21 protein-coding genes, 2 tRNA genes and 1 pseudogene are annotated in these 25740 nt (G+C 43.3%); 20 read left to right on the top strand and 4 right to left on the bottom strand.

What is annotated here, in order from left to right; genetic code table 11:
* The first annotated feature begins 17 nt into the window (after window positions 1–17).
* The 4 genes from FE810_RS00685 to FE810_RS00670 all read left to right on the top strand — a co-directional run bounded on the left by FE810_RS00685 (window position 18) and on the right by FE810_RS00670 (window position 3797).
* Window positions 18–1403, top strand: coding sequence for an RDD family protein (locus tag FE810_RS00685; RefSeq protein ID WP_138318107.1), 1386 nt, complete (start codon window positions 18–20; stop codon window positions 1401–1403).
* Window positions 1404–2021: 618 nt separating this feature from the next.
* The gene (locus FE810_RS00680) at window positions 2022–2447 is read left to right on the top strand and encodes a hypothetical protein (protein WP_138318106.1); all 426 of its coding nucleotides are present in this window, start codon (window positions 2022–2024) and stop codon (window positions 2445–2447) included.
* Window positions 2448–2532: 85 nt separating this feature from the next.
* The gene (locus FE810_RS00675) at window positions 2533–3210 is read left to right on the top strand and encodes a hypothetical protein (protein ID WP_138318105.1); all 678 of its coding nucleotides are present in this window, start codon (window positions 2533–2535) and stop codon (window positions 3208–3210) included.
* A gap of 74 nt (window positions 3211–3284) precedes the next feature.
* Window positions 3285–3797: a rod shape-determining protein MreB gene (locus FE810_RS00670; RefSeq protein ID WP_212744437.1), complete on the top strand. Its 513-nt coding sequence runs from the start codon at window positions 3285–3287 to the stop codon at window positions 3795–3797.
* Window positions 3798–4469: 672 nt separating this feature from the next.
* On the opposite strand, the gene FE810_RS00665 is transcribed toward FE810_RS00670, so the two are convergent.
* Entirely contained in the window at window positions 4470–5234 is a 765-nt protein-coding gene (locus FE810_RS00665; RefSeq protein WP_138318104.1) for a hypothetical protein, read from the bottom strand.
* A gap of 302 nt (window positions 5235–5536) precedes the next feature.
* Between FE810_RS00665 and FE810_RS00660 the strand changes: the two genes are divergently transcribed.
* The 7 genes and pseudogenes from FE810_RS00660 to FE810_RS00630 all read left to right on the top strand — a co-directional run bounded on the left by FE810_RS00660 (window position 5537) and on the right by FE810_RS00630 (window position 14408).
* Window positions 5537–6766: an exonuclease SbcCD subunit D gene (locus tag FE810_RS00660; protein WP_138318103.1), complete on the top strand. Its 1230-nt coding sequence runs from the start codon at window positions 5537–5539 to the stop codon at window positions 6764–6766.
* Complete coding sequence (locus tag FE810_RS00655; protein WP_138318102.1) at window positions 6763–9843, top strand: AAA family ATPase; 3081 nt, start codon at window positions 6763–6765, stop codon at window positions 9841–9843. The genes FE810_RS00660 and FE810_RS00655 overlap by 4 nt, the downstream gene beginning before the upstream one ends.
* 97 nt (window positions 9844–9940) lie before the next feature.
* Window positions 9941–10432: a GNAT family N-acetyltransferase gene (locus tag FE810_RS00650; RefSeq protein ID WP_138318101.1), complete on the top strand. Its 492-nt coding sequence runs from the start codon at window positions 9941–9943 to the stop codon at window positions 10430–10432.
* Between the two features lie 9 nt (window positions 10433–10441).
* Entirely contained in the window at window positions 10442–10837 is a 396-nt protein-coding gene (locus tag FE810_RS00645; RefSeq protein ID WP_138318100.1) for a hypothetical protein, read from the top strand.
* A gap of 260 nt (window positions 10838–11097) precedes the next feature.
* Window positions 11098–11490: a hypothetical protein gene (locus FE810_RS00640; RefSeq protein WP_138318099.1), complete on the top strand. Its 393-nt coding sequence runs from the start codon at window positions 11098–11100 to the stop codon at window positions 11488–11490.
* Window positions 11491–11990: 500 nt separating this feature from the next.
* Window positions 11991–12830: pseudogene (locus tag FE810_RS17280) on the top strand (DUF3300 domain-containing protein); the annotation flags it as partial.
* Between the two features lie 1143 nt (window positions 12831–13973).
* Window positions 13974–14408, top strand: coding sequence for a DUF3293 domain-containing protein (locus tag FE810_RS00630; protein WP_138318097.1), 435 nt, complete (start codon window positions 13974–13976; stop codon window positions 14406–14408).
* A 213-nt stretch (window positions 14409–14621) separates the two neighbouring features.
* Here FE810_RS00630 and FE810_RS00625 read toward each other — a convergent pair whose 3' ends face one another.
* On the bottom strand, window positions 14622–16994 hold the full coding sequence (locus tag FE810_RS00625; protein WP_138318096.1) for a carbohydrate binding family 9 domain-containing protein: 2373 nt from the start codon (window positions 16992–16994) through the stop codon (window positions 14622–14624).
* 254 nt (window positions 16995–17248) lie between these two features.
* Here FE810_RS00625 and FE810_RS00620 point away from each other — a divergent pair, with 254 nt between their 5' ends.
* On the top strand, window positions 17249–17965 hold the full coding sequence (locus tag FE810_RS00620) for a DUF599 domain-containing protein (RefSeq protein WP_138318095.1): 717 nt from the start codon (window positions 17249–17251) through the stop codon (window positions 17963–17965).
* A 20-nt stretch (window positions 17966–17985) separates the two neighbouring features.
* Window positions 17986–18513 (top strand): DUF2919 family protein, encoded by a 528-nt coding sequence (locus tag FE810_RS00615; RefSeq protein WP_138318094.1) that lies wholly within the window; start codon window positions 17986–17988, stop codon window positions 18511–18513.
* On the opposite strand, the gene FE810_RS00610 is transcribed toward FE810_RS00615, so the two are convergent.
* Window positions 18514–19374: an MBL fold metallo-hydrolase gene (locus tag FE810_RS00610; RefSeq protein WP_138318093.1), complete on the bottom strand. Its 861-nt coding sequence runs from the start codon at window positions 19372–19374 to the stop codon at window positions 18514–18516.
* A gap of 62 nt (window positions 19375–19436) precedes the next feature.
* Window positions 19437–19901, bottom strand: coding sequence for a ribonuclease HI (gene rnhA / locus FE810_RS00605; protein ID WP_138318092.1), 465 nt, complete (start codon window positions 19899–19901; stop codon window positions 19437–19439).
* Window positions 19902–20045: 144 nt separating this feature from the next.
* Here rnhA and dnaQ point away from each other — a divergent pair, with 144 nt between their 5' ends.
* From dnaQ to FE810_RS00570, 7 genes are all read left to right on the top strand, one after another.
* Window positions 20046–20786 carry a DNA polymerase III subunit epsilon gene (dnaQ, locus tag FE810_RS00600; protein ID WP_138318091.1) on the top strand — a complete coding sequence of 247 codons (741 nt, stop codon included), beginning with the start codon at window positions 20046–20048 and terminating at the stop codon, window positions 20784–20786.
* A gap of 165 nt (window positions 20787–20951) precedes the next feature.
* Window positions 20952–21028, top strand: a tRNA-Asp gene (locus FE810_RS00595).
* Window positions 21029–21065: 37 nt separating this feature from the next.
* Window positions 21066–21142: transfer RNA gene (locus FE810_RS00590), tRNA-Asp, on the top strand.
* 121 nt (window positions 21143–21263) lie between these two features.
* Entirely contained in the window at window positions 21264–21734 is a 471-nt protein-coding gene (locus FE810_RS00585; protein WP_138318090.1) for a VOC family protein, read from the top strand.
* A gap of 235 nt (window positions 21735–21969) precedes the next feature.
* Complete coding sequence (gene glnS / locus FE810_RS00580) at window positions 21970–23640, top strand: glutamine--tRNA ligase (RefSeq protein WP_138318089.1); 1671 nt, start codon at window positions 21970–21972, stop codon at window positions 23638–23640.
* A gap of 705 nt (window positions 23641–24345) precedes the next feature.
* The gene (locus FE810_RS00575) at window positions 24346–25176 is read left to right on the top strand and encodes a phytanoyl-CoA dioxygenase family protein (RefSeq protein ID WP_138318088.1); all 831 of its coding nucleotides are present in this window, start codon (window positions 24346–24348) and stop codon (window positions 25174–25176) included.
* Window positions 25177–25222: 46 nt separating this feature from the next.
* Entirely contained in the window at window positions 25223–25684 is a 462-nt protein-coding gene (locus FE810_RS00570; protein WP_138318087.1) for a GNAT family N-acetyltransferase, read from the top strand.
* Window positions 25685–25740 lie beyond the last annotated feature (56 nt).

Here is a 25740-nt window from a genome sequence, read left to right as displayed (position 1 = left end):
TACTGTATTGGTAGCAATTGAAAAATAACAATAAATTCTCAAAAGATAAGATGAACGCAATGCCGATAGAAAATGAAGCACACGCGCAATTTACTCGTCGTGAAACTCGTGAAGTGATTACCCCTTTTGCATTTTCAATTGATCAGAATTTGTTTGGTACTGCGATTGCCTCCCCATGGAAACGCGGCGCGGCGATGCTAATCGATTTAATATTGATCGCCATACTTTCTTCAGCAGGCGGGGAGTTTCTGGCCTTGGCAATTGCCATTGCCGCTTTTCGGTTTGGCAGTAGAAAACGCGCTGAACAACTGGGTAAAGTCAATGGCACTAAGCGCCGTGCAGCGATGCGTTTTATCGGCGCGTTGATAATCTTCGTTTTATTGCTGCAAATATTGCCATCAATGTTTAACGGCAGTAACCCTTTAGATTCGGACGATTTCAATTCTTACGATGCCACACAAAACTATTCAGAAGACGGTGTTATCGCTGCGGATTTTAATCTCGGTAAAACCTTAGAGCTCACTGGGTTTATCATTAAAACCGTGAATGCCGTGAAAGAGAAAGGATGTGATCAGGAACTGTCATGCTGGCAAGAAGTGTTAGCACCAGTACCAGAGCAGGCTTTTTCGTTTGGTTTGACTGAAATACAGGCGGCGGATTTATTTTCAGAAATTACCAGCGAATTGCCCATTTCTCGTGAAGAGCGTCAGCGATTAGCGACGGAATTAACCAGCTCTTACGGAAAGCTGGTCGCACAATCTGCGGCTAAAAAACCTCTAAACAATGACAATGGAGTTAGCGAAAGCGAGTCGACTAATGTACCTAATACCTCTGAGGCAACGATTACTGAAGCAGCGAAAGCAGATCCCAATCATCCTGTAGAAGAAGCGAAACCTAGCAATCAAACGGATAATGGGGCTGGTATAAATGGCACGGAAATGAACCAATCCGAGGCGTCAGAAGTGATAACGACAGCAGACACATCGGCGCCAGCGCAGACAAACGCCGGAAAAATCAAGGATAAAGCCACCAAGCCGATATATTCCATTGTTGAATATTTTAAAGCCTTGATACGGGACCTTGGTCTTGGATTTGGTTGGGCAGCGTTTTATTTTACCGTTTGTGGGTCAATGTTCAATGGCAAAACACCCGGCAAGAAACTATTCGGCATTCGAGTGATCCAGCTCGATGGCACAAGACTTTCACTTTGGGATAGTTTTGGTCGTTATGGTGGCTATGGTGCTGGCCTTGCTACCGGTTTACTTGGGTTTGTACAAATATACTGGGACGCAAACCGCCAGGCCATCCAGGATAAAATATCTGCCACTGTGGTTATTGATGAGAGAAAAATTGCCGCGCCTGAATTAGTGGCTATGGCCAGAGCGACGCACGATAAAGAATAGCTTTCATTGTGGGGAGATTGAGCAAATAGCATGGTTGCAGTGGGATTAGAACTTAATCCAACCAGTATTTTTAATTTTCAGGCATAAAAGCCGTATCCGAATTACTATCTTGATGTAGAAAAACTCGTGATTAGAGTTCAGTGTGACACGAACGTGAAACCATAAAGGTAATGGACTGGGTTAAGTACAATGTAAGGTATTTAATCAAGAAGATAGTTGTAGAGAATAGAGAATAGCGATCGTGAATCACTCGCTTTATTTTGGATTTTACATAAGGAAAATTACGTGAAAATATGGATTTTTGTAGCCACATTAGTACTAACTGGATGTTCGTCTACGACTCAAACTATGTCCGACATTTTGGTTGAACTGGCTCGGCAAAAGCTAACAGAAAGTGAGTTCACAGATAATGGAATCGCTTGTGCCAATGTTAAGAGTCGTTGCCCGTTAAATGATTATGATGAATGGGTGGATTCAAATGGCGAAATTGCCTGCTCATGTTCCAAATAAATGGACGACTCATATGAGCTGTGAGTTCAACCTAACTAGCAAGAGCTTGTAAAACTGATAATGATTTAGCCCTCGCCATAAAGGATGTTAATACCGTAAGTGAATTATATGGAAATTGTTCAATCTCGCTTTCAAAATGTTTTTTCTCGACTTTATGTCATGATGGTACATATTTTTTGGTATGTCGTTATTGGCATTCCAGCTTCAATATTTTTTTCGACAAGCATAGATATCATCTTCTTCATAAAGATTTCATTAGCTTTTACTTCATTATTCATAATTTATCTGTGGCTTCTTCACCCTGAACCGTCAAAAAAAATAGTCATGAATGAAAATGGCTTTGATTATTATGACTATCAGATGAAAAGAGAAGTAGATTGGAGAGGTTTTAAGGGTTACAAAATAACAAAATCAATACCTTACAGGGTGATCATTGAACTTGAAACTCAAGAGAATATTGAATTTAGCTATTACACATTTTCCTCAAACCAAAGGGAAATGTTGTTTGATCTATTTAAAAAGAAACAAAGCTAAATTACCATAGTTGGCACGTTTGAAACGACTGAGATAGTCCTGTAACTTGAACGGACACCCGGAGGCTGTAGTGAGCGAATAACAAATGAGTGAAGTAGATTTATATTTTCTAGCAACGGTTGTAATTCTTGCATTTATTACGTCCTTGATGGCTAGGAAAAAGAAAGATCAATTTAAAGAATCAGCGGATAAATTCATATCAAGTCATGGATTTAAAAAGGTAAACACTATTTCATCAAATGTTTACAAGAAGGGGTTCAACATATTCGCTCTTGATGACGACGGTCAAATTGAGAATATATTATTTAAAAAGGTTCATTCTAAAGATATCTATATCTTTGATTTCAAGTACATCATAAATAGTGGCAATGGAAATTCCCGAACGGCCTCACAAAGAGTTGTATATGTCCAACTCCCAGGCGAGTTACTTTATCAGTTCGAGCTTAAGCCAGAGGGCTTTTTTGATAAAGTAAAACAGGCTATTGGATTCGAAGATATTGATTACGATGATTACAAAGAATTTTCGAAAAAATATGCTTTAACGGCTTTAAATAAAGAAATTATTGAGAGAAACTTTCCTCCTGAACTGATGAAAGAATTAGTCAACAAAAATGGAGTTTGTATTGAAGCTCGGAGTGACTGCATCCTCATTTATAACAATAGCGAGCATCAATATTCAGCTTATGAAGCCTTATACAAAGACGTGTTAACTTATACAGACATATTGGTGGGCGAAAAGCGCAGTCCCGAGCCTGTCAAATAGACTTAACGAAAGGGACGGCTTTGAGCGAACAAGAGCCGTTAGCCAAAGCAGTATCATGATGGATGAAGTATTAAATGTTTAGAAAAATTTTAAACAAGTTTAACCCAATAATTTATATCCAAATATGGGAAAACCGCATAAGAGTGGTGGATACGAAAACAGGTAAAGAGTTTGATGAAAAACCCTATCTATTAACCAGAGAAAACAGCAAAGGGGTAAAGGTCGTAGCGGCCATTGGCAATAATGCCCAGCATGCAACTTCCTCTAATGAGGAATCGATAAATCCATTTTCCCACCCTCGTTTTTTACTTAATAACTTTTTTGTCGCAGAGAAAATTTTGCAGCATGCCATATATACATTAATCGGGAAGTTTTCTCTTAGACCAGCACCCACGATTGTAATTCACCCAATGGAAAAAATTGAGGGTGGACTGAGTCAGATTGAAGACAGAGCCTTCCGAGAATTAGCGTTGGGAGCTGGTGCATATGACGTTGTTGTATACACGGGAAGCCCTTTGTGTATAAAGAGCATAGATATAGAAAATCTTAAGAAGCTGGACGATATTGTGAGCGCTTCAAGTATTTAATGTTTTATCGTTTGGTTCCAAGTTTGACGTTAACTAACTGAAAAGGTTAATGTCTCAGATGAGCGAGTTTGAGTCATTGAACCTCCCACTTTCTTTTAATAATGCGCCGTCATCCCGCACTTGATGCGGGACCTCCTATCGCATGCTGTGATCCTATTTATTTCAACTTCTTAACTAAAGAGCTAAGTAAACAAGTATCAGTAAAACGAAGGGAGGTCCCCTGTCGGAGCAGGGGATGACGGTGTAAATAAATGGGGTAAGTCGACCTAAGAGACGTTCGGCTCTAGCTAAGATTCCCTGTAGTGTCAGGGAATGACGCGAGGTTAGGTTGCTTTTCACTCGAAACAGCGTGTCCTTGGAGCTGATGACATCAGCGTACTCGAAGTGACGATTTCCGTCACGTGCCCGGAGTATCGCTTGCGATACGTACTAAGGGAGTTTCAACACCCGTTGTTGGCATATAGCCGCCATTCAACCGGTGGTGATAGATTCTCTGTAGTATCAGGGATGACGTAGGTTTTTGTGGCTTTTACCAACGTTTCATAAAATGAAACGTTATCCACCTAATGCGTTTTTCGCATTATCCCTCCATTACGATTAATCGTAATCTCCACCCAAAGAAACGTGTTTCTTTCTCGACCCTAAGGGAATTTCAATTCCCGCAAAATGCGCTTATGCTCCGTTCTCAACTTGCTTCAAAGCCCGCTTAAAATCTTTTTGAAGATGAGATTTAAGCTGTTTGCGCACAGGCTTAGTGTCGAGTTCATTGCGCCTACAGTGCAGTGCTAATGCATATACGGTCTGCTCTTCGGTTAACATGGTTTGTCGATTCGCCGACGGACTATAGCAGCTGCCGCAACCACCGCGAAATTGGTAGGCGGTATTTGCCATCATTACCCCAAACCCCAGATAGCAGGCCAATAGCTCTATGGTTTGATTTCGAAACTCTTCGCCACCTGGCGGATTGTCCGGGGTTTGCTGCATCAATAACGATGCATATCCCTGAGCAAAATTTGCGATCATTAATTGAGGATGATTGATTTGTTGTTCCTGGTAAGGCCAAACCATAGGTTGTGCACCTTGCATGGAAAAATCATTGTTAATGACTTTAATATCTGATCCGCGTAAGCCACTTGGGAAACTCAACTGTGGTAAGGCATTATTTACCGGAGGCGGTCCCAGTCTGGTGGAGCGCAGCGCCACTGGCCATTGACGCATACCTGCATATCCCGCGGTCTTGATAAATATACTTTGCGCCATTTCATCGACACTTCCCACCCGTCCAGGATAATAATCATTGGTGGGTAAAATACAGCATGGCTTAAGTTCGGGATCGGCACTGACAAAATGCAGTTCAAGCCATGCATATGCGTCGTCAATCCACTGCTTCGTTTGCGTATCGATTATGGGTTTTGGTTTTACTAGATTTGAGAACATGTTTTTTAACTACGGATTTTAATTCATTGGCAGTGTTGATGGTGCTCAATTTATCGGACTGAAGGCGAAAGAGCAAGCTTAAGCGCTGGCACAACAACGGCTCTTAAAACGACATTAACAACAAGGACACCGGCAATGATTGCGGCATATATCACAATATATACAACCGCAATAACAACAGCGTTGAACGACTGATAATAAAAAAGCATTATGGCTACTGCCCGATAAAAATGCTTGTGGTAGACTCGTGGTTATCTTTAGACTCTATTTGGCTACAACGTAGCAAACCACAAAGGATTGGCATGCGTTTTTTGCATACATCAGACTGGCACATTGGTCGACTTTTCCAAAATATTTCCCTTCTCGAAGATCAGCAATATGTGCTTTCTCAAATCAAAGATTACGCGCTGGCGCATAACGTTGATGCGATAATCGTCGCCGGTGATATTTTTGACCGCTCGGTGCCTCCAGCCCATGCGGTCGATGTGCTTGATAGATTTTTAGTGGATCTACAACAACATGATATTCCGGTGATCATGATCAGTGGTAACCATGACAGTGCCAAACGATTACGATTTGGTGCAAGGCAGATGCGTTTAGCAAATCTACATATTCTTGCCGACTTAGACCATGCGACTGAGCCGGTAATCGTCAAGGCTAAAGGCGCAAGCAAGGACAGCGAACATTGTATTGCCTTCTATGGATTACCCTATCATGACCCGGTCGAAGTCAGAGAAGCGTTTGCCAATGATATTGATGACGACGGTATTGGGGAAAAAAGCATACGCACTTATGATGATGCCCATACCTTTATGGCAGAGAAAATTCTCTCTGAGCACAAAAAACATCGACCACAGATGACCTCGGTATTGATTAGCCATTGCTTTATTGATGGCGCCAGTGAATCGGATTCAGAGCGTCCACTGGCAATCGGTGGGGCGGATCGCGTGTCGTGGCAGCCATTAACGAGTTTTGATTATGTGGCACTTGGCCATTTGCATGGGCCGCAATTTAAAGGTGCCGAGCAAATTCGTTATTCCGGCTCGCCGCTAAAGTATTCGTTTTCAGAATATAAACAAAATAAATCCGTCACCCTAGTTGAGTTTGCTGCGAATGATGCTTCGACTGCAAACCCGAGCATTACTCTGTTGCCGCTCAAAGCGCGCCATAACCTCAGGGTGATAGAAGGGGAACTGAGCGAGCTTATCGAAAACGGTAAACAAGATCCGAATTTTGACGATTATTTGTTGGTACGGCTAACCGATAAACAAAGTTTACTGGAGCCATTGGCGCGTCTTCGCAAAGTATATCCCAATGTTTTGCAATTGGAGCGCAAGCAATTTACTCAGGACTATCAAGCGGGCAACAAGGCTGACGGTAATGGTGAAAATACAGGGCAGAAAAAAGACGAGCTGCAGATATTTTCAGAATTTTTTTCGCAAGTCACGGAAAGTGAATTGTCTGCCAGCCAACAACAGGTACTGCAAGATGCAATTAATCAGGCAAAAGCGTTAACGGAGGGCAAAGAATGAAGTTTTTAAACCTTTCAATTCAAGCGTTTGGCCCATTTGCCGATAAGCAAGAGATTGATTTTCAAAAGCTTGGTAACTCTCCGTTATTTTTGATTGATGGACCCACCGGGGCCGGTAAGTCGTCGATACTGCATGCCATATGCTTTGCCCTATACGGTGAAACAACCGATGAAGCCCGTAAAGATTTTGCGGTGCGTTGTGATAATGCCAATGATGATGTGCTTACTCAGGTGACGCTAACCTTTTCGATACGCGATAAGCGATATCGAATTACCCGTACCCCGACGCAACTAAGACCTGCCAAGCGTGGTGATGGTTTTACCGAAGAAAAAGCCAGCGCGCATTTTCGAGAGCTGCTTGCGGATGATACCGAGGTCACGTTAGTCGCGAAAAAGAAAAAAGATGCCGACGAGATGATCCGAGAAATTATCGGCTTAAGTGTGGAACAATTTCGTCAGGTTATGGTCTTGCCACAGGGCAAATTCCGGGAACTACTGTTAGCGAAATCCGATGCCCGGCAATCGATACTATCGACACTTTTTCAAACCCAAATTTTTCAAAAAATTGAGCAGATATTAAAAGACAAAGCGGCGTTAATCAAAGGCGATTACGAGCAAAACCAGGAGATGATTAATCAGGCGCTGCAAGAAGCGGATGTTCAGGAAGTTACGCAATTACAAAGCCGTCAAGCTCAGCAGCAACGCCAACTGGATAGCCTGTCGGAACAAAAACAGCAACTTGAAAAAGAACGACAACAGGCGATTATCGCAGTTCAGGATGGTAAGAAAATCAGTGAACAGTTCGCCGAGCGGACTCGATTACAGCAAGCTCAGAATGAACACCTGAACGATGCACAAGCAATGCAGGTGCAAAGCCAGACGTTACAGCACGCAGAGCAGGCGGCGAAAATAGAACCGGCCTTTAAGGCGTTGCAATCAATGCAACAGGATCTTGGTCAACTGCAAACGCTGATTGACGAAACCGAAAAGCAGCAAACGGCAGCGAAATCTCAGCTGTTGCAACGCCAAAATGAATTAGCGACGGCGCAGCAGCAATATGAGCAAAGACAACCGATGCTTGATGCTCAACAACAATTAGCGAAATATCAGGAGATATTGGCGGGATTTGAAAGCATTGGTCAGGAATGTCAGCAAAAAACTCAAGCAGAATTTGATTCTCGTCAGCGCATAGAGCAGGCGAATACCAAAATTACGGAGTACTCTTTACGGGTCAAAAACGGCGAAACTCTGATCCTGTCGTTACAGAAAGATGTTGATACTTTGCCAGAGATCATTGAACAACAGGGCGTGTTAGAGCGGCAATTAACCGCAAGTCGTCAGTTGCATGCGCTCGTCGGGCAGCAACAACAGTTAACGCAAGTGTTAGCGCAACAGCAAACTCAGGTAAATTTGAGTCAGGCGGAATTAGAAGCCGAAAACAAAGTGTTAATGACGCTTGAATTTAACTGGCATAGCTCTCAGGCGGCAGTGTTGGCGGCTCAGTTACATCCATCAGATCCTTGTCCCGTGTGTGGCTCAACGCAGCATCCAAATCCCGCACAAATTGACCCAGCAGTACCGCCGGTCAATAAGTCGATGATCGACCAGCAACGTGGAGTTGTTGAGCAAAAACAACACGCGTTACAACAGGCGCAGGTGCAATTAGCAACATTGCGAAAAGAGCTTGAAGTTTGTCAGTTACAGCAACAGCAGTTGCAACAACAAGCGCAGGGAGAGGTTAGTTCAGTTGCCGAAATGGAACAAGCCGTATCGACCCATCAGGCGCTGATTAATGCGCGAAAGCAAGATCAGCAAAAACTCGTAAAAGCATCAGAAAAGCTCCAGGCAATGCAAGAAGAATTGCAGCGATTGTCAGCGAATTTACAACAGTTAGAACAGGCATTGCCGGCTATCGCGGCCGAAAGCGCGACCGCAAAAATGAAACTGGCGGATGCAGAAAAAGATTTGCCGGAGCAATATCGTGATAAAGGTGTTTTAACCCAAGCGATTCGCGATAATCAGCAGGCATTGGCGAAATTGGAGTATCAGTTACTACAAGCCCAGCAGAAGCATCAGCAAGCCGGTGAACATTTCAGTGCCATTGACAGTCGAAAGGCAACGCATTGTCAGCATTTCGAACAGTTACAGCAAAAATGCCAGCAATTGCAAAATCAATGGCAACAACAATTGAAGTCGAGCAGCTTTTGCGATGAACAGGCGTTTTGTGCAGCAAGTATGGAAGAAATCAGCTTGCAACGCTTGCAAACACAAGTAAATGAGTATCAGCAAAAATCAAAGACTCTGGCGGATAACCTGGCATTGCTTTCCACCCGATTGACCGATAAAACGGCCCCTGATCTTATCGATTTACAGGCAAAGCTAGAAGGTATAGAAGGGCGTTACCAGTTGCATGACAAAGAGGTGAATCAGGCCGCTATCGCCCTGGCAAACAGTGTTAATGTGCTGCAACGTATTGAAACCTATCAAAAACGTCAGGAACAGCATAAACAGGATTATGAAGTGATAGGTACCTTGGCCAATGCGGCCAGTGGTAAAGGAAAAGTGCGCGTGTCATTAGAGCGTTTTGTCCTTGGGGATATCCTCGACAATGTGTTGTCAATTGCCAGTCAAAGATTACACGTGATGAGTAAAGGCCAGTATCGATTGGTTCGCCAGGCGGAAGAGCAGCAAAAGCGTAATGTAACAGCGGGTTTAGACTTGGCGGTCGATGATGCCCATACCGGTAAGGTTCGACCGGTGGCAACACTTTCCGGTGGCGAGTCTTTTATGGCCTCGTTAGCGCTGGCATTGGCGCTTTCTGAGGTTGTTCAACAACGTTCTGGCGGTATTGAACTGGACACATTATTCATTGATGAAGGGTTTGGCAGTCTCGATCAGGAATCTTTGCAATTGGCGATCAATACACTCATTGATTTACAGTCAACCGGTCGCACAATCGGGGTTATTTCTCACGTCAATGAACTGAAAGAGCAAATGGCGCTGCGCATTGATGTGCAAAATAGTACCGGCAGTAGTAATGATAGTGCTGGCAGCAGGATAATTGTCGCGACAAACTAAAATGATTACGCGAGTAATTTTAGCGGATTTGTCATTGCGTTCGATTGCTTACAACAGCGCGCTTTATGGAAATACTATCGAGATAGTGGAAATTTAAATGCGAGTAAGAGAAGCCACAGTAAAAGATTTTGACGAACTCTGGCCATTTATGAGGGAGATTATTGCTCAGGGAGATACGTATGCGTACCCTCGAGACATGGATCGCGAGTGCGCCTTTAATGTCTGGTTCGAGCAACCGGTAAAAACGTTTGTGGTTGAGCAAAATGACAAGGTGTTAGCCACATACTACATCAAAACGAATCAGGCGGGGCCGGGCGACCACGTGTGTAACTGTGGCTATATGGTAGCGAGCAGTGCACGGGGCAAAGGGATAGCAACGCAAATGTGCGAGCATTCTCAGAAAATCGCCCTGACACTTGGCTATAAAGCGATGCAGTTTAATTTTGTGGCCAGCTCAAACTCAGGGGCGGTTCGACTATGGCAACGCCTCGGTTTCGATATTTGTGGTCGCTTGCCCAAAGCGTTTAAACACCCTGACAGGGGGTATGTTGATGCGTTGGTGATGTTTAAATGGTTGGCAACAGATTAAGGACCTTGGATGTTAAAGCTTTTCACCACGAAACCGATTTTATCTGATCAGGACCGAGCGTTTCAAATTGCCTGTTTTGAATGGCTTTTGACAAATTTTGGAGGTGATGACTTTTATCAGGATACAATCCTTGTTTTACCAACCTCAAATCATTTCCCAAACCAAATCGACTCGCCGGAAGAAGCTGCATTGGCGACTTTTGAACGTGTAAAACACTATGCCGGCATGGCGCAATGGCCGTGTGAATTAATCAGCCAGGAAGAAGATGTAAACACTATTGTTGCGCCAACCGTTGCCATCGCCAATGTGCCGGCCAATCCAAACGGTACGTTCCAGGTTGACAGTACGCATTCCGTTAAGATCACCTTTAATACCAATCACATTAAATTATTGCTCACTCAGTGAGAATTTAAAGGCTTTTAGACAAGGCCTTGATTGCAGAGAATGGTCACTCCATTGTCAAAATCAGTAACGCAGGATAAACGCCTTTAAAACTCACCCTTAGGGAGTATATCAGGGGCCCATTTACGGCCCTAGATTTCATTAATATAGAATGACTATATCAATAAAATCTATGTTGTAAATGAACCTCTGCCCTAACTCTGAGTGGTGCACAAACTTAGTGTGATTGGTATAACCCAAAAATTGTTGCCAATCCGACCCAAATGATTGCAACATTTGCCCATGAATTGGCGCACTACTTAACCGCGAGCGCTAAACAAGAGCCTCCGGGAGGTTGGGAAAACTGGGAGTTTGCCACGGATATTACCGCCACATTTTTAGGATTTGGCGTATTTATGGCAAATTCGGCGTTTAATTTCCGCCAATATACCGATAGCGATTCTCAAGGTTGGCAAGCAAGCCGTAATGGCTATTTAACGGAGGCCGAGCATGTGTTTTCTCTTGCATTATTTATCCAGCTTAAGGGCATATCTCCCGCAACAGTTACACCATTTTTAAAGTCACATCTTAGGAAAATGTTAAAAAAGGCGCTCGCAGAAATCGACAGCAGCAATATTGTTGCGCAGCTCAAATCGGTTTCCTCAAAACAACCCTGATTACGCATTAGAGATATTGCGGACTCTGTATCTATAATGCTGTACACAATGGTTAATCATTTGGCCAATGCATAATACAGCGTCACTTTTTGATCGAATTCACCTAAAACCTAACTAGAATCTAGTTATTGCCTAGTTAATGTCTAGTGATTGCCTAGTTGTCGCCTAACTATTCAGTCACGACCTTTTTCGTAGACAAGCTGGCGTCAATCACGTATAACAAAATGAACAACAATTTTGCTGTCTTTTCAGTGGGCTGGCATTTCATCGGATTAGCGTTTTTCCAAAATCGTTGAAACTAATGTGACCACTGTGGTGTCCAACGAACACAGAAACTGAAAAATAAGCTTCCGTCTGTTGGGGCGATATCATGCAGTTGAGTAACGTTTGGCACATACCAAATTGCCATTGCAACTCAGTGAAAGTTATTTATTGGACTTGGTATTATACTGAAAGTACCAACCGACAGCAGGGAATGCATCTTCGCGAAGAGGTGGTTTATGACACGTTTTACTCAATTGCTTGCGCTACTTTATCTGACAAGTTCAGCTTCAATCGTGTTTGCTCAGCAAGAAAACAACACCGCTAGACAAATAAGCGAGCCAGAACCGGCACAGTCTAGCGCCCCCAAAAAGGCTCAACAAGCCAATACTGAACAGATATTTAGCGATGCAGAGCTCGAGCAAATGCTGGCACCTATCGCATTGTACCCAGATAGCCTGTTAACCCACATCCTGATTGCATCCACGTATCCTCTTGAAGTCGTTCAAGCCAGTCGTTGGCGTGCAGAAAATGAATCTTTGGCAAACGACAAAGCGATGAAAGCCGCGGAAGATGAAGATTGGGATCCCAGCGTGAAAGCCTTGATTGCCTTTCCTGAAGTATTAAAACGGATCGCTGATGATCTGGACTGGCTTCAGGATTTAGGAGATGCATTCCTTGACGACGAGTCGCGTCTTCTTGCCAGTATTCAGTCGTTGCGACAGCAGGCCGATGAGGCTGGCAGTCTTAGTAATATGGACAAAGTTGAAGTCTATAAAGAAGATAATGTGATCGTGATCCAATCACCAGAACCGGAAGTTATTTACGTTCCCTATTACGATACACGCGTAGTCTACGGAAACTGGCGCTGGGGTTATTACCCGCCGGTTTATTGGGATTGGCGTTGGCATCATAATCACAATCGTTTTGCTCAGGTTGGTTACTATACCTGGCTGCCGGGTGTGAGTATTTCGTTTAACTATCATTTTAATTCGTTTTACTGGCCTGGTTATCATATGCGAGTGTATAACGATTATCGATATAAGCCGTATCATTATCGCAACCAGCATTATCCTGGCAGAAGATATCATCATAAAAAGCCTTACTACGCCACCAAGATAAAAAAAGACCTTGGTCAGCAATGGAAACATGATCCTAAACATCGTAAAGGCGTTGGTTATCGAACCGATTATGCCAAAAAACAGTACCATTCAAATCGTGATGCTTATGTGACCCCGCCTACAGCAGATATGCGGAAAATGGGGCATGTTGGTGGCGAGCAGGGGGCTGGTCGTAAAGAATTAATGCGTCAAAAACATCAACAACTGCAACAAGAAGTGGATGCTCAGGCGCAAATTCGAGATACGGGTATGAATACTACACTGTCTCCTGCAAATAGAAGCAAAACCGATGCAACGGTTAATGACACTGCGCAACGTTTAAAATACCGCAATGAAGATGTCGCAAAACGCCCTGTGAATAAAGAGTTGATTCAAAGTTATCAGCAACGATTTGAACAACAGCGTCGGGATTTAGCAACAACGCGAAATGAGCAACGGACTACGACGCCAGCGACCCGCTCGGCAACGGAACAGATAAATCGCTCAAACAATGAACTGAGTCGACAATTGCAAGGTCGTGATCGATACCAGAAAGTGCAGGACAAACTTTCGCGCTCATCGGCGGATTACAATCAGCTTCGCGAGCAGAAAATGCGTACCGGCAATGCCACAACACCGGTCAGGCAAACTGCACCTCGTTCTGTTACCAATTCTCGTGTTACGCAGCCGAGTGTATCTGCAACAAGAACGGTCGAACCTAGCCGTTCAGCAACGTTGCCGAGCCGCAGTGTCAATCAGCCTTCGGCCACGTCGTCAAGGCGGAGCTTGACGCCTGCGTCCTCACCATCGGTACACACAGCACCTACGACTCGTACTGCACCTGCGATGCGCAGCACGACGCCTGCTCGCTCAACAATGCAAAGTACGCAAATGAGTACGCCACGCAGTACAATGCGAACGCCGACACGCACGATCCAATCGCCGCCTGCCCGGGTTGCAACACCAAGAGCATCAACGCCAAGAGTATCAACACCAAGAGCGCCGGCACAGACAACCACACGCTCTGCGCCGCCATCCTCTCGGCAAAAGCAATATTAGTCGCACTGCCCGGGGAATTTTGAGCTAAGGACACAGACAAAGGCAAAGGTATCGTTTTATCCTATGACTAAGCACATCTCTGAAGAGTTAATGCAGGTTTATCACGATACCTTGTTTAGTGCCATCATCGATGGAGACGTTTTATCAATTCCCTTGGGTAAATCTAATGGTGAACTGCACCACTTGTTACAGCAACAAGGCGTGTATGCCGCGGCTCTGATCAGTGCGTATAATCCATACAGTAAAAAAGTATCCGATAAACAAAATCTAGTCGCCGATCAAACGCTTCAGGATGATTTAATCAATCAAGGCTATCAATTCTATGTTGGTGAAGGACGCAACGACACCAGCACTTGGATAGAGCCAAGCGCTCTGGTGCTTAATATCGATCGTCGTAACGCCTGCGCGTTAGCATGCCAGTACCAACAAAATACATTCGTATTCGTACAATCCACGCCCTCGCATACCCTCGCAGAAATTGTCGTCAGTGACGAATAGTTGATGTTAAACCCTAATGTCGATATTCAAAAACTCTTTGGCGCCGTGCGCATGGTGGCGATTTAAGGTTTAAGCGACCGATTTTAAGCGCTAGCACGGAGCAGAATATCGATTGTTTAAGAGGTGTACGGTTTTTTATGGTCGCTTGTTTTAGTAGGAGCAAGAAAAAATAACGGTCGGTTATTTATCTTGCTGCTATGCATCATCTTTGGCTTACATCCAGGCGTAGCTGAGCTTTAAGAAGGCCGTTTCATTCTCGGTTTTAGCCAGTCTTTTTAACAGGAATTGATCGGGCGTATTGGGTTGGCCAATCGCTTCATAGCCGTTACTGGAGTAGCCCAAGAAAAATACCGTTTGTGGATTGATCCGATAGGAATAAATTAGTTGCGCGGATACGTTATTTTCTTCAGCAATATTATACTTAAAATTGTAATAATCAAAATCGTATGCCCAAGCATCATTGTTAAGATTTATATCTGAATCGGTATAAACAAGATTTAATTTTATCGAACTGTTGATATCAAACTGATAGCTTAAACGTATATCTGATACTCTTTCAATGTAGACATTGGCACCTTCCGCATCGAGCTTAGCAAAGGTATAGGCCATGTCTAATTGAGTATTTTGATTGATGTTCCAGGTTGCTTCAGGAGCAAATACAATCGCATCGCCAACCCGGTCGTTGTAGTAATCGATACCATCTCCGACCTCAGCAAAAAGGCTAAAGACAAAATTTGGCAAGGGCTGGATCAGAAATACGCCATTCATCTTTGATAATTCAAACAAGGCGGTGTTGCCATCAATACTGGTATCGTTGGGGTTGAATCTAAGCCCTACTCGATCTTCTTCTATCAGACTAAATATTGCGAATGATTGCATCGGCCCATAAATACCAAAATTTGCTGCAAAAGATTCGTTAATTAACTCGTTTTCCTGATTGTTTGTTGATTCATATTCGGCACCAAAATATAGGTCGGTCCACCAGCTACCATCGCTATAAACAATGCGTTCAATATTGGTTTTCAACTGCTTGATGTCGATTAACGGCATGTAGCCTAAATCTGCGCGAAAATCCCGCCCTAAATCCTGATAGTGGGCACTTAGGTTCCAGTTTGTACTATTGTGCTCAACACCAATTTTAAAACCAGTATCTGAAAAACGTTCATCTTGCTTACCAACTAAGCTGGCATGATCACATTGACCTTCATCACAAAATTGATTGAATAAGTCGTCAGGATATTCGGTATCCGAATACATCACTTGGGCGACCACTTTGTTCGAATCTGTGATTTTGTATTTTCCGTCTACACCGGAAACGAGGTTATGGTATTGCTCTCCTTGACGAATGGTTGAGATCAATCCCAAAGAAAGGTCATTGTTAACGTCATATCGATAACGTAGTGCGCTGCTCCAGTTATCGCCAACCACTTCAACCGGACGAGAATACACATTGCCAGGTAAAATAAAATTGGTTTGTTGGTCTTTGGCGGTAAATAGTCCAAATGAATGATTACCCTCACGGCCCGTCAGTTTTACACCTAAATCTGGGTCAACAATATTTCTGGTGTAAACCAGATCCGATTGGCTGGAAAAATATTCAGAATTATCCAGAAAAAACGGCCGTTTCTCATCGAAATATAACGCTTCGTTTTGATTCACGCTAAGTTGTCCTGCATCGGATTCAACGGTCGAAAAATCAGGATTTAAACTGACGTTTAACAGCGTATCCGGGGTAATTCCCCAACGGACATTCAAGCCAGGTTCAATGTCATTTTCAGACTGCCAATCTTTTGTTTGCGACTGGTTATCTGGGTATAAATAATCGGCTTTTTCTTTATTATGTAACGCAACCAGTGATGGGGTTATGGTAAGGTTTTTACCTGTTTTGGCGTTTTCAAACCCGGTCAATTCATCCATCTGACAAACCCAGCATTGATTGTCACGATCCAATTTGATATGAGAAATACGCAAGCGTTGGTTTCTCGGGTACAAGCGCATCATTTCAATGCCCCAGGTTTTAATGTCATCGCCTTGTTGGAAGTTAAGCTCACGGTAAGGGATTGAAAATTCAACTAAATAGCCAAAATCCGTGATTTTGCCAAAAGAGTACCAGATACCATCCCAAAGGTTGCTTTCCTCCCCGGTCATCTCATTTTGAATGCCATCATTTTGTACCCCAAACGGGTTAACAAAAAACTTGTATGCCAAACGATGGTCATTAAACGTATCAAGTTTGATGCCGACTAAATCATCTCCCCAGGCTTTATCCCGGTCTCGCAAAAATGCCTGAATATTTTTCGGATTTGGATCGTAGGCTTTAAACGCAAAGTGAATCTTTTCGCCATCTTCAAAGATATAGACTTCGGTTTTAACCGGGCTAGGGGTATTGTTAAATGGGTGGTTGACGATATCGAGATCGACACGCTGAGCTTGTTGCCAGGCAGCCTCATTGAGTTCCCCGTCAAGGGTGATATCTGCCTTGATATGGGGAATTGAAAATTGCTGTTTGGAAACGGAGGCAAATGAGACAAGAAAAAGACCAACACAAAGTAAGAGACCTTTAACGTTTTCCCTAAGCAAAATCATTCAAACTTCCTATTTTTGCTGTTATTTTTGTTTTTCCGGGATACCGAAAACGTTTGTTTTTTTATACCTTTATTGGCGGTTTATGTCAAATTGTAAGTTTTTGTAATTTGAATATTGAAATTCATTTTTAAACAATCTGTTAACGGCTTTTTAAAGGCTTGTGGTATATAAAAAATCAATTAATTTTGAATATGTGAGTCGAATAGTCGTTTTGTTTTAGGCATAATAAATAAGATTATCAAGGAGATTAGACATTGACGCTATTAGATTACACTGCACTTTTCATTTTTGTCGCCAGTTGGGTTGGTTATACCCAGTTTTCTCGTGTTAAAGCGAAAACGACACCCTGTCTATCCCGTTGTTTGCATCAAACCCGCATTATTTGGATGCGGCATGTATTTGATCATGATATCCGGGTATCGGATGCATCGATGCTGTCGAACCTTGATCGCCATGTCGCATTTTTCGCTTCATCCACCATGCTGGTATTGGCCGGTGTGTTAACGCTTTTCACCCAGGTAGACAATGTCTCGGCCATGTTATCTGCTATCCCGTATGCAACAGATAAAGGGCCGGTTATGATCCAAATAAAGCTGAGTGTTTTGGTGGTTATTTTTGTAATGGCATTTTTCCAGTTTACCTGGTCGATGCGCCAATATGGCTTTGTTAATATTATGATGGGGGCGGCGCCATTTGAAGAAGGGACCACAAAACAACATTTAATGGATTATGCCAAGCAAATGGCGGTGGTTCAGGATCAGGCCGGCCATGCATATAACTATGGACTGCGTTCTTATTACTTTGCCCTGGCGGCACTTTGTTGGTTTTTCCACCCGCTGCTGTTCATCTTCAGTAGTCTGGCGGTTGTCTATATATTGTATTCTCGAGAATTTAAATCTCGTGCTCTAGAAGCCATCAAGGCGGGAGTTAATAACTTGGAGAATGATTTCTCCGATTCATTTCCACAATAGTTATTTTGCAAGAGAGTTCGATGGATAAGAAAGTTGTACATCCATATGCTAAGTATTCATTAAAAGATTTCGATAGGAACCAGTGCCTTAAGTTGTCCTGGTGGTTTTATCTGGTGATGATTTATTTGAATCGTGCGTACCTGGTTGGGTTGCTTTCTGTCGTCAATATGCGAGATAAATTGCAGTTTATTCAAATGATTTACCCGCAACCCGAGACTTTTTATGTCGCCTTGGTGGTTTCAATACCGTCATTGTTGTTCGTTTACGTCGTATTTTTCAGGAAGCCGGATGCATCACGCTTAGTCCACTACCTCTGGCCGAATATGATTTGGCTGGCATTCGTTATTCTGGTTATCGAAGCGCTGTTATTTAGCGTATACAGCATTATCTGGCAGGGAAATATTAGCGCAGAAGTCTACCTGCAATGGTTTATCGCGTTAATCGTTATTGCCTGTGGAATGTGGTTGCCCCGAGTACGTCTTAACCTGGCTGAATTTCCAGAGCAGGTAGAGGAAAAGAGTGGCCGATCGAAAAAGCCACCTAATTAGTTAAGCGACTTTCACTGGTAATTTGAAATAGACCTGGCCGTTATCTTCAGGCATGGGAAGTTTACCTGCTTGAATATTACATTGCAGGGAAGGGAAGATGAGCTTAGGGTTGGTCAAAGTCGCATCTCTTTGTTCTCTGATTTTTACGTACTCATGCTCGGCAATGCCTTCTCGAACCTGGATGTTTTGCTGTTTTTGTTCAGCCACTGTGCATTGGTAAGCTAGCGCTCGGCCTTGTGGCTGGTAATCATGACACATATATAAACGCGTATCATCGCCAAGAGCATAGAGCTTTTGAATCGAAGAGTACAGTAAGCGGGCATCACCACCGGGAAAATCACAACGGGCACTGCCAGAGTCTGGCATAAATAACGTATCACCAATAAACGCATGTTCACCGATAACAAAGGTAATGCTATCCGGTGTGTGACCGGGCGTTTCGAGGATGTTGATAGCCAACTTGCCAACAGATAAGCTGTCGCCTTCTTGTAAGAGATGATCAAAATGTTGAGTCCCTTCATTCAATTGCTTCGCCATATTGAATATCACTTTAAACGTTGACTGGGTTCGTTTGATATTGTCACTGATCCCGATTTCACCACCTAACTTCGATTTTAAGTAGCTTGCGCTGGAAATGTGATCGGCGTGGGCGTGGGTCTCTAAAATATAGGTTAGAGTCAGTTTATTGTCGGAGATATATTGGATCAGTTCATCACTGAATTTAGAACTGATTTCACATGCGACCGGATCAAAATCCAACGCAGGGTCGATAATGACACACTCCCGGGTTTGGGGGCAGGAAACGACATAGGTCAAAGTGAATGATGCCTGATGGAAAAATGCTTTAATATCCGGGTTCATAATTCATCCTGAGATTTGATTTAAATGGGCTCGTGTTGATAATTAGCGATAACTTACCTTAATTATTCCTGGTAGCCTACATCTTCGATTAAATTTTTACCTTCCGCAGCGTTACGGGCCAAATCATCAACCCGCTCGTTTTCAGGGTGGCCAGAATGACCTTTTACCCATTTCCAGTCAATTTCATGACGCTGAGTTTCCTGATACAAACGTTTCCAAAGGTCGGCATTTTTAACCGGCTGCTTTGCGCTTGTTCGCCAGTTGTTTTTGATCCAGTTATGGATCCACTGTGTTATGCCTTGTCGAACATACTGACTATCCGTAGTTAAGGTGATATCACAACTCTCTTTCAATGATTCTAAAGCTACAATAGTCGCCAACATTTCCATGCGGTTATTGGTGGTTAATTGATAACCCTGGGACAATTCTTTGCGATGCTGCTTATATATCAGTAACGCTCCGTACCCGCCGGGACCCGGATTACCAAGACATGAGCCATCCGTGTATATATTGACTTGTTTTTTCATAGGCTGATTATTCTTACTTTGCTTATTGCTGGTGCCAGTGTAACATCATACTAATTTTTCAGCTTGGAGTTTTGTTATTGGCGGATAAAATTAGGCCTTTGCAAAACCCATACGTTATTACTCTTTATTTGTCAGGTACATCAAGTGCAAGAAACGCAACAAGAACGATTGATTATTCTTGATACAGAAACGACGGGTATTGACCCGAAGGCGGGGCATCGCATCGTTGAAATCGGCTGTGTTGAAATGATTGACCGCAGGCTAACCGGTCGTAACTACCATGCTTACCTTAACCCGCAAATGGTTATGGAGCAGGAGGTTATTGATGTTCACGGTCTAACCAATGACTTTCTTGCAGATAAACCATTATTCCACCAAGTGGCGAATGAGTTTATTGAGTTTATTCGTGGGGCGGAATTAGTTATTCATAACGCAAAATTCGACGTCGGTTTTATGGACCATGAATTTGCCATGGTAAATCGTGGCCTGCCAATGACCAATGACATCTGCACCATTACCGATACACTGAAAGTTTCGCGTGATGAGTTTGGCTCACCGAAAACCTTGGATTATCTGGCGAGGTTTTATCGAGTCGATAAGTTAGTCGACCGTACTTATCACGGCGCATTAATTGATGCCCAATTGCTGGCTTTCGTTTATATCGAAATGACCCGCCGGCAAAATACTCTGAATTTACAACATGGTGATGGTAGTGAAGGAGATACGTCGGGCATTCGCAGAGTCGAAGCGAATCGTAGTCCATTGCCGGTGCTTATGGCTCAACCTGAAGAGTTGCGAGCTCACGAAGAGCGCCTCGATATTGTTGACAACAAAGGGTGTACTCCAATTTGGCGGTCAACCGCTGAAGAAGTTGTGCCTGAGTAAGCGCAATAAAGCTTAATAAATACGCAAGCTCGCGGCGACTTTGGCCGTTTTGTTCGACATTTGTTCAGTCAGCAGGTTTTATCTGAAAAAAGTGTTGACTCATGTTATTCATAACCGTATTATTCCCGCCGCATTCAACGACATGTTGAACAAAGACACAGATGCGGAGTGGTAGTTCAGTTGGTTAGAATACCGGCCTGTCACGCCGGGGGTCGCGGGTTCGAGTCCCGTCCACTCCGCCAACATATCTGCAAGCAGCGAATGTAATCCCTATAGCGCGGAGTGGTAGTTCAGTTGGTTAGAATACCGGCCTGTCACGCCGGGGGTCGCGGGTTCGAGTCCCGTCCACTCCGCCAACATATCTTTTATCCATCTACATCTTTCAATCTTGTCGTTATTTAACGAAGCCTTTTCCTTCTCTATTTATCTGATTTGTCTGCTATTCTTGAAATTTATCGGGCCAAAAAGGTAAATAATATGACTGCCAAACCGATCCCTGACGGATACCATTCAGTTACACCATACTTAATTTGCAAGAACGCGCTTGCAGCCATCGAGTTCTATCAGCAAGCGTTTAACGCCGAAACAAAACTCGTTTTGAAAATGCCGGATGGAGGCGTGGCTCATGGCGAGATTATGATCGGCAATAGCCATGTCATGCTGGCAGACGAGCAACCACAAATGAATTTTGTCAGTCCGGATAGCTTAGGTGGCTCGCCAGTAAGCCTAATGATTTACCTGAATGATGTCGACACCGCTTTTTCTCAGGCAGTTAACGCTGGTGCCATAGTCATTCGGGAAGTAGAGGACCAGTTTTATGGAGATAGAGCAGGAACCCTGAAAGACCCATTTGGGCATACCTGGACGCTGGCGACCCATGTGCAAGATTTAAGTGAAGATGAGCTAGAGCAAAAGTTTCAGGCGTTAATGGGACAAGACCCGCAATGATTTTGTAGGAACTTGGCAATAAGCGCGAGTCGGTAGCTGTTTAATTTTCCTTATAGTTTGATTTTGCTTATTGATAGTGCAGAACTAACGATTGCCAGAAATTGGATTCGCATCGCTTACATTTTTTATAAAAACCTATTTATATTGCCCGATTCACTCTATTAGATAACAGATAGTGTTGTTATAATGCGTCGCTATTTATCTAAATTCTTACGTATTTTTTGAGGTTCACTAGATGTCGGAAACTGAAAACCGTCCGAGCAACTTTATTCGCCAAATCATCAATGCTGATCTGGATTCAGGGAAGCACACTGGCGTTCATACCCGTTTTCCTCCTGAGCCCAATGGCTATCTGCACATTGGTCATGCGAAGTCTATTTGTCTGAATTTTGGCATTGCCCAGGATTATCAGGGCCAATGTAACCTACGTTTTGATGATACTAACCCGGAAAAAGAAGATATCGATTACGTTAATTCAATTCAGGAAGACGTGAAGTGGTTAGGGTTTGAGTGGTCCGGAGATGTGCGTTATTCCTCTAACTATTTTGACCAGCTATACGGTTATGCGGTTGAGCTGATTGAGAAAGGACTCGCCTATGTGGATTTCCTTAATGGCGAACAAATGCGTGAGTATCGTGGGACTTTAACCGCTCCCGGAAAAAATAGCCCATATCGTGATACGTCGGTTGAAGAGAACCTGGCTTTATTTGAGAAAATGAAGAATGGCGAATTTAAAGAAGGCGAATGTTCGCTGCGTGCAAAAATAGACATGACGTCTAGTTTCATGTGTATGCGTGATCCGGTAATTTACCGCGTTAAATTTGTTCATCATCATCAAACCGGTGACAAATGGTGCATTTATCCGATGTACGATTTCACTCACTGTATTTCGGATGCTTTGGAAAATATCACCCATTCCCTATGTACGCTGGAATTTCAGGACAATCGTCGTTTATATGACTGGGTTATCGACAATATCTCTATTGCAACACAACCTCGCCAGTATGAATTTTCTCGCTTAAATCTTGAGTATACGGTGATGAGCAAGCGTAAGCTTAACGATCTGGTTGAAGAGAAACTCGTCAATGGCTGGGATGATCCTCGGATGCCAACAATCGCGGGATTCCGTCGTCGGGGTTATACACCAGCGTCGATTCGTGAATTTTGTCAGCGCATTGGTGTAACCAAGATGGATAACACCGTGGAAATGGGCGTATTGGAAGCCTGTATCCGAGAAGACTTAAATGAAAATGCTCCTCGTGCGATGGCGGTACTCGATCCGGTTCGCGTGGTGATTGAAAACTTCAAAGAAGATAGCGTTGAGACGCTAACGGTAAAAAACCATCCAAATGATGAATCCATGGGGACGCGAGCGGTTCCATTTACCCGTGAAGTGTTGATCGAAGCAGAAGACTTTCGTGAAGAAGCGAACAAAAAGTACAAACGTTTGGTGCTTGGCAAAGAAGTACGCCTGCGTGGTGCCTATGTGATCAAGGCCGAACGTGTTGAAAAAGATGCAGATGGTAATATCACCACGATTTACTGTAGTTATGATCCCGATACTTTAGGGAAAAACCCAGCTGATGGACGTAAAGTAAAAGGTGTTATTCATTGGGTGAGCGCGAGTGAAAGCCTAGATGCTGAAGTTCGATTGTACGACCGTTTATTCACCGTACCAAACCCGGCAAGTGAAGAAGACTTCCATAGCGTGTTAAATCCAGAATCACTCACCGTGATCAAAGGTGCAAAAGTTGAACCTTATTTGGCCACATCGGAAGCAGAAAAAGCGTTTCAGTTTGAGCGTCAAGGCTACTTCTGTCTGGATAGCAAAGATGGCAGTGCGGATAACTTAGTATTTAACCGCACCGTCGGTTTACGTGATACCTGGGCAAAAATCTCTGGCTAGCCACATCGACTAACGGGTGGCACCACACCCATACAGCCATACACTTAAAACGGAACCTGCTTGGTTCCGTTTTTGTTTATAAATCCGCCGATTCCCTAGGCGTTTGTCAAAACTGCGTTTATCAAGACACCCATGTTTAGCTTTGGCTTGAGCTTATCAAGACACCCATGTTTAGCTTTGGCTTGAGCTTATCAAGACACCCATGTTTAGCTTTGGCTTGAGCTTATCAAGACACCCATGTTTAGCTTTGGCTTGAGCTTATCAAGACACCCATGTTTAGCTTTGGCTTGAGCTTATCAAGACACCCATGTTTAGCTTTGGCTTGAGCTTATCAAGACACCCATGTTTAGCTTTGGCTTGAGCTTATCAAGACACCCATGTTTAGCTTTGGTTCGAGCTTATCAAGACACCCATGTTTAGCTTTGGTTCGAGCTTATCAAGACACCCATGTTTAGTTTTGTTCTTTGTGAATTAGGACCAACGCAAATTGTATAAACAAAGCTAAGCAATTGGGCCATAATGGTGGGTGTCTTAATTAAATAGACATATCATTTTTTAAATGGTTTGATTGTTATGTCAACCAATGTTGACTGTATATTTATATGCGGACGTGATATTGGTGAAAAGACGAGTGTTATATCATTTAAAGTCAACGTTCCTTTGCATCTATGACGTTGTCTCAGTCAACGCACTTAGGGATTGTCGATGAAACAGATAAAAGCTAAGCCAGATATAAGTTTGATAACAACCTACCATCAACAATACGAGGCGGATGGGTATTTTATAATTCCTGAATGCTTTAAATCTCCTGCATTACAAGCGTTAACTGCCGAAGTCGAGCGCATATATCAGTTCTGGATGAGTGATAATGAAAGGGACGTTCAACAATATGCCATGGTAAATATGCATGGCCTAACGGAAGCGATTTATTTTCAAGGTGGAGAATGTCCTGACCGTGAAAGGGGGCATTTTTTTAATTCATTGGTGCCAATCAATATGATTGAAACCCTGTCGGGAGTGTTTGGAAATAAACTGTATTTTCATAATACTCAATTGTTTTTTAATCCTTATAAAAATCGTCGTAAACCGTATTGGCATCGAGACACTCAATACAATGGAAAAACTGAAGACGTTCAAAAAGATTACCTAAAAACATTGCTGAATCTTCATATCAGAATTCCCCTGATTGATGAAGTTGGCATTGAATTGATACCGGGTACCCACAGACGTTGGGATACAGACAAGGAGCGCAATGTTCGATTACAACTGAGTGGTAATGAAAATCACCAACCGCTACCAGGAAGTAAGTTGATCGATCTGAAAGCGGGTGATGCGTTAGTTTTCAGCGCTCAAATGATACACCGGGGGCATTATTGTAAGCCGCAACGCCTGGCATTGGATTTATGTGTGGGCAAGCCTCATCCTGATACGATTAAATATATAGATAACAAACACTTGCCACTGCAATCGCAAATCCAATATATTAATAACCCTTGCTGGTATGAAAATGCTATCAATCATTTGGATGATAAATGAACGTTCACTTTCACTCTACTAACGACTAACGACCAGGATACAGGATATGCCTGCACATATATCAATTACACTGATTAACGACGGTAATATAGCTCAACATTCGGATGAATTTTTGCATGATGTTGCTCAGATAATGCTAACGTTAAGAAGCCAATATACTGAAAAATCCCTGATGGATACCATCAAAGTGCAAATGCAATCGGGCTATCAAATCGCAGTGCTTGTTGCGGACGAAAAACCGGTTACTCTGGCGGGATTTATTCTGAGTTACAAATTAGCTTGGAAAAAACATATCTACCTGGACGATCTGGTGACCGATGAAAAGGTTCGGGGGAGGGGGTATGGCCAGAAAATGCTGAACTGGTTGCAGGAATATGCCATTGAACAAGGTTGTGAGCAACTGCATCTCGATTCAGGCGTGCAACGCTTTCTGGCCCACAAGTTATATTTAAATCAGGGATTTAATATCGCGAGTCATCATTTCTCTCAGTTATTGCATGGCAAATAATAGAAGACAGTAAAGCTGGTTAGAGAAAACCTGGCGGTTGCCAAGATTAACGGACT

The sequence above is a fragment of the Thalassotalea litorea genome (assembly GCF_005843925.1).
Taxonomy (GTDB): Bacteria; Pseudomonadota; Gammaproteobacteria; order Enterobacterales; family Alteromonadaceae; genus Thalassotalea_A; species Thalassotalea_A litorea_A.
This window is presented reverse-complemented; position numbering and strand designations above follow the sequence as displayed.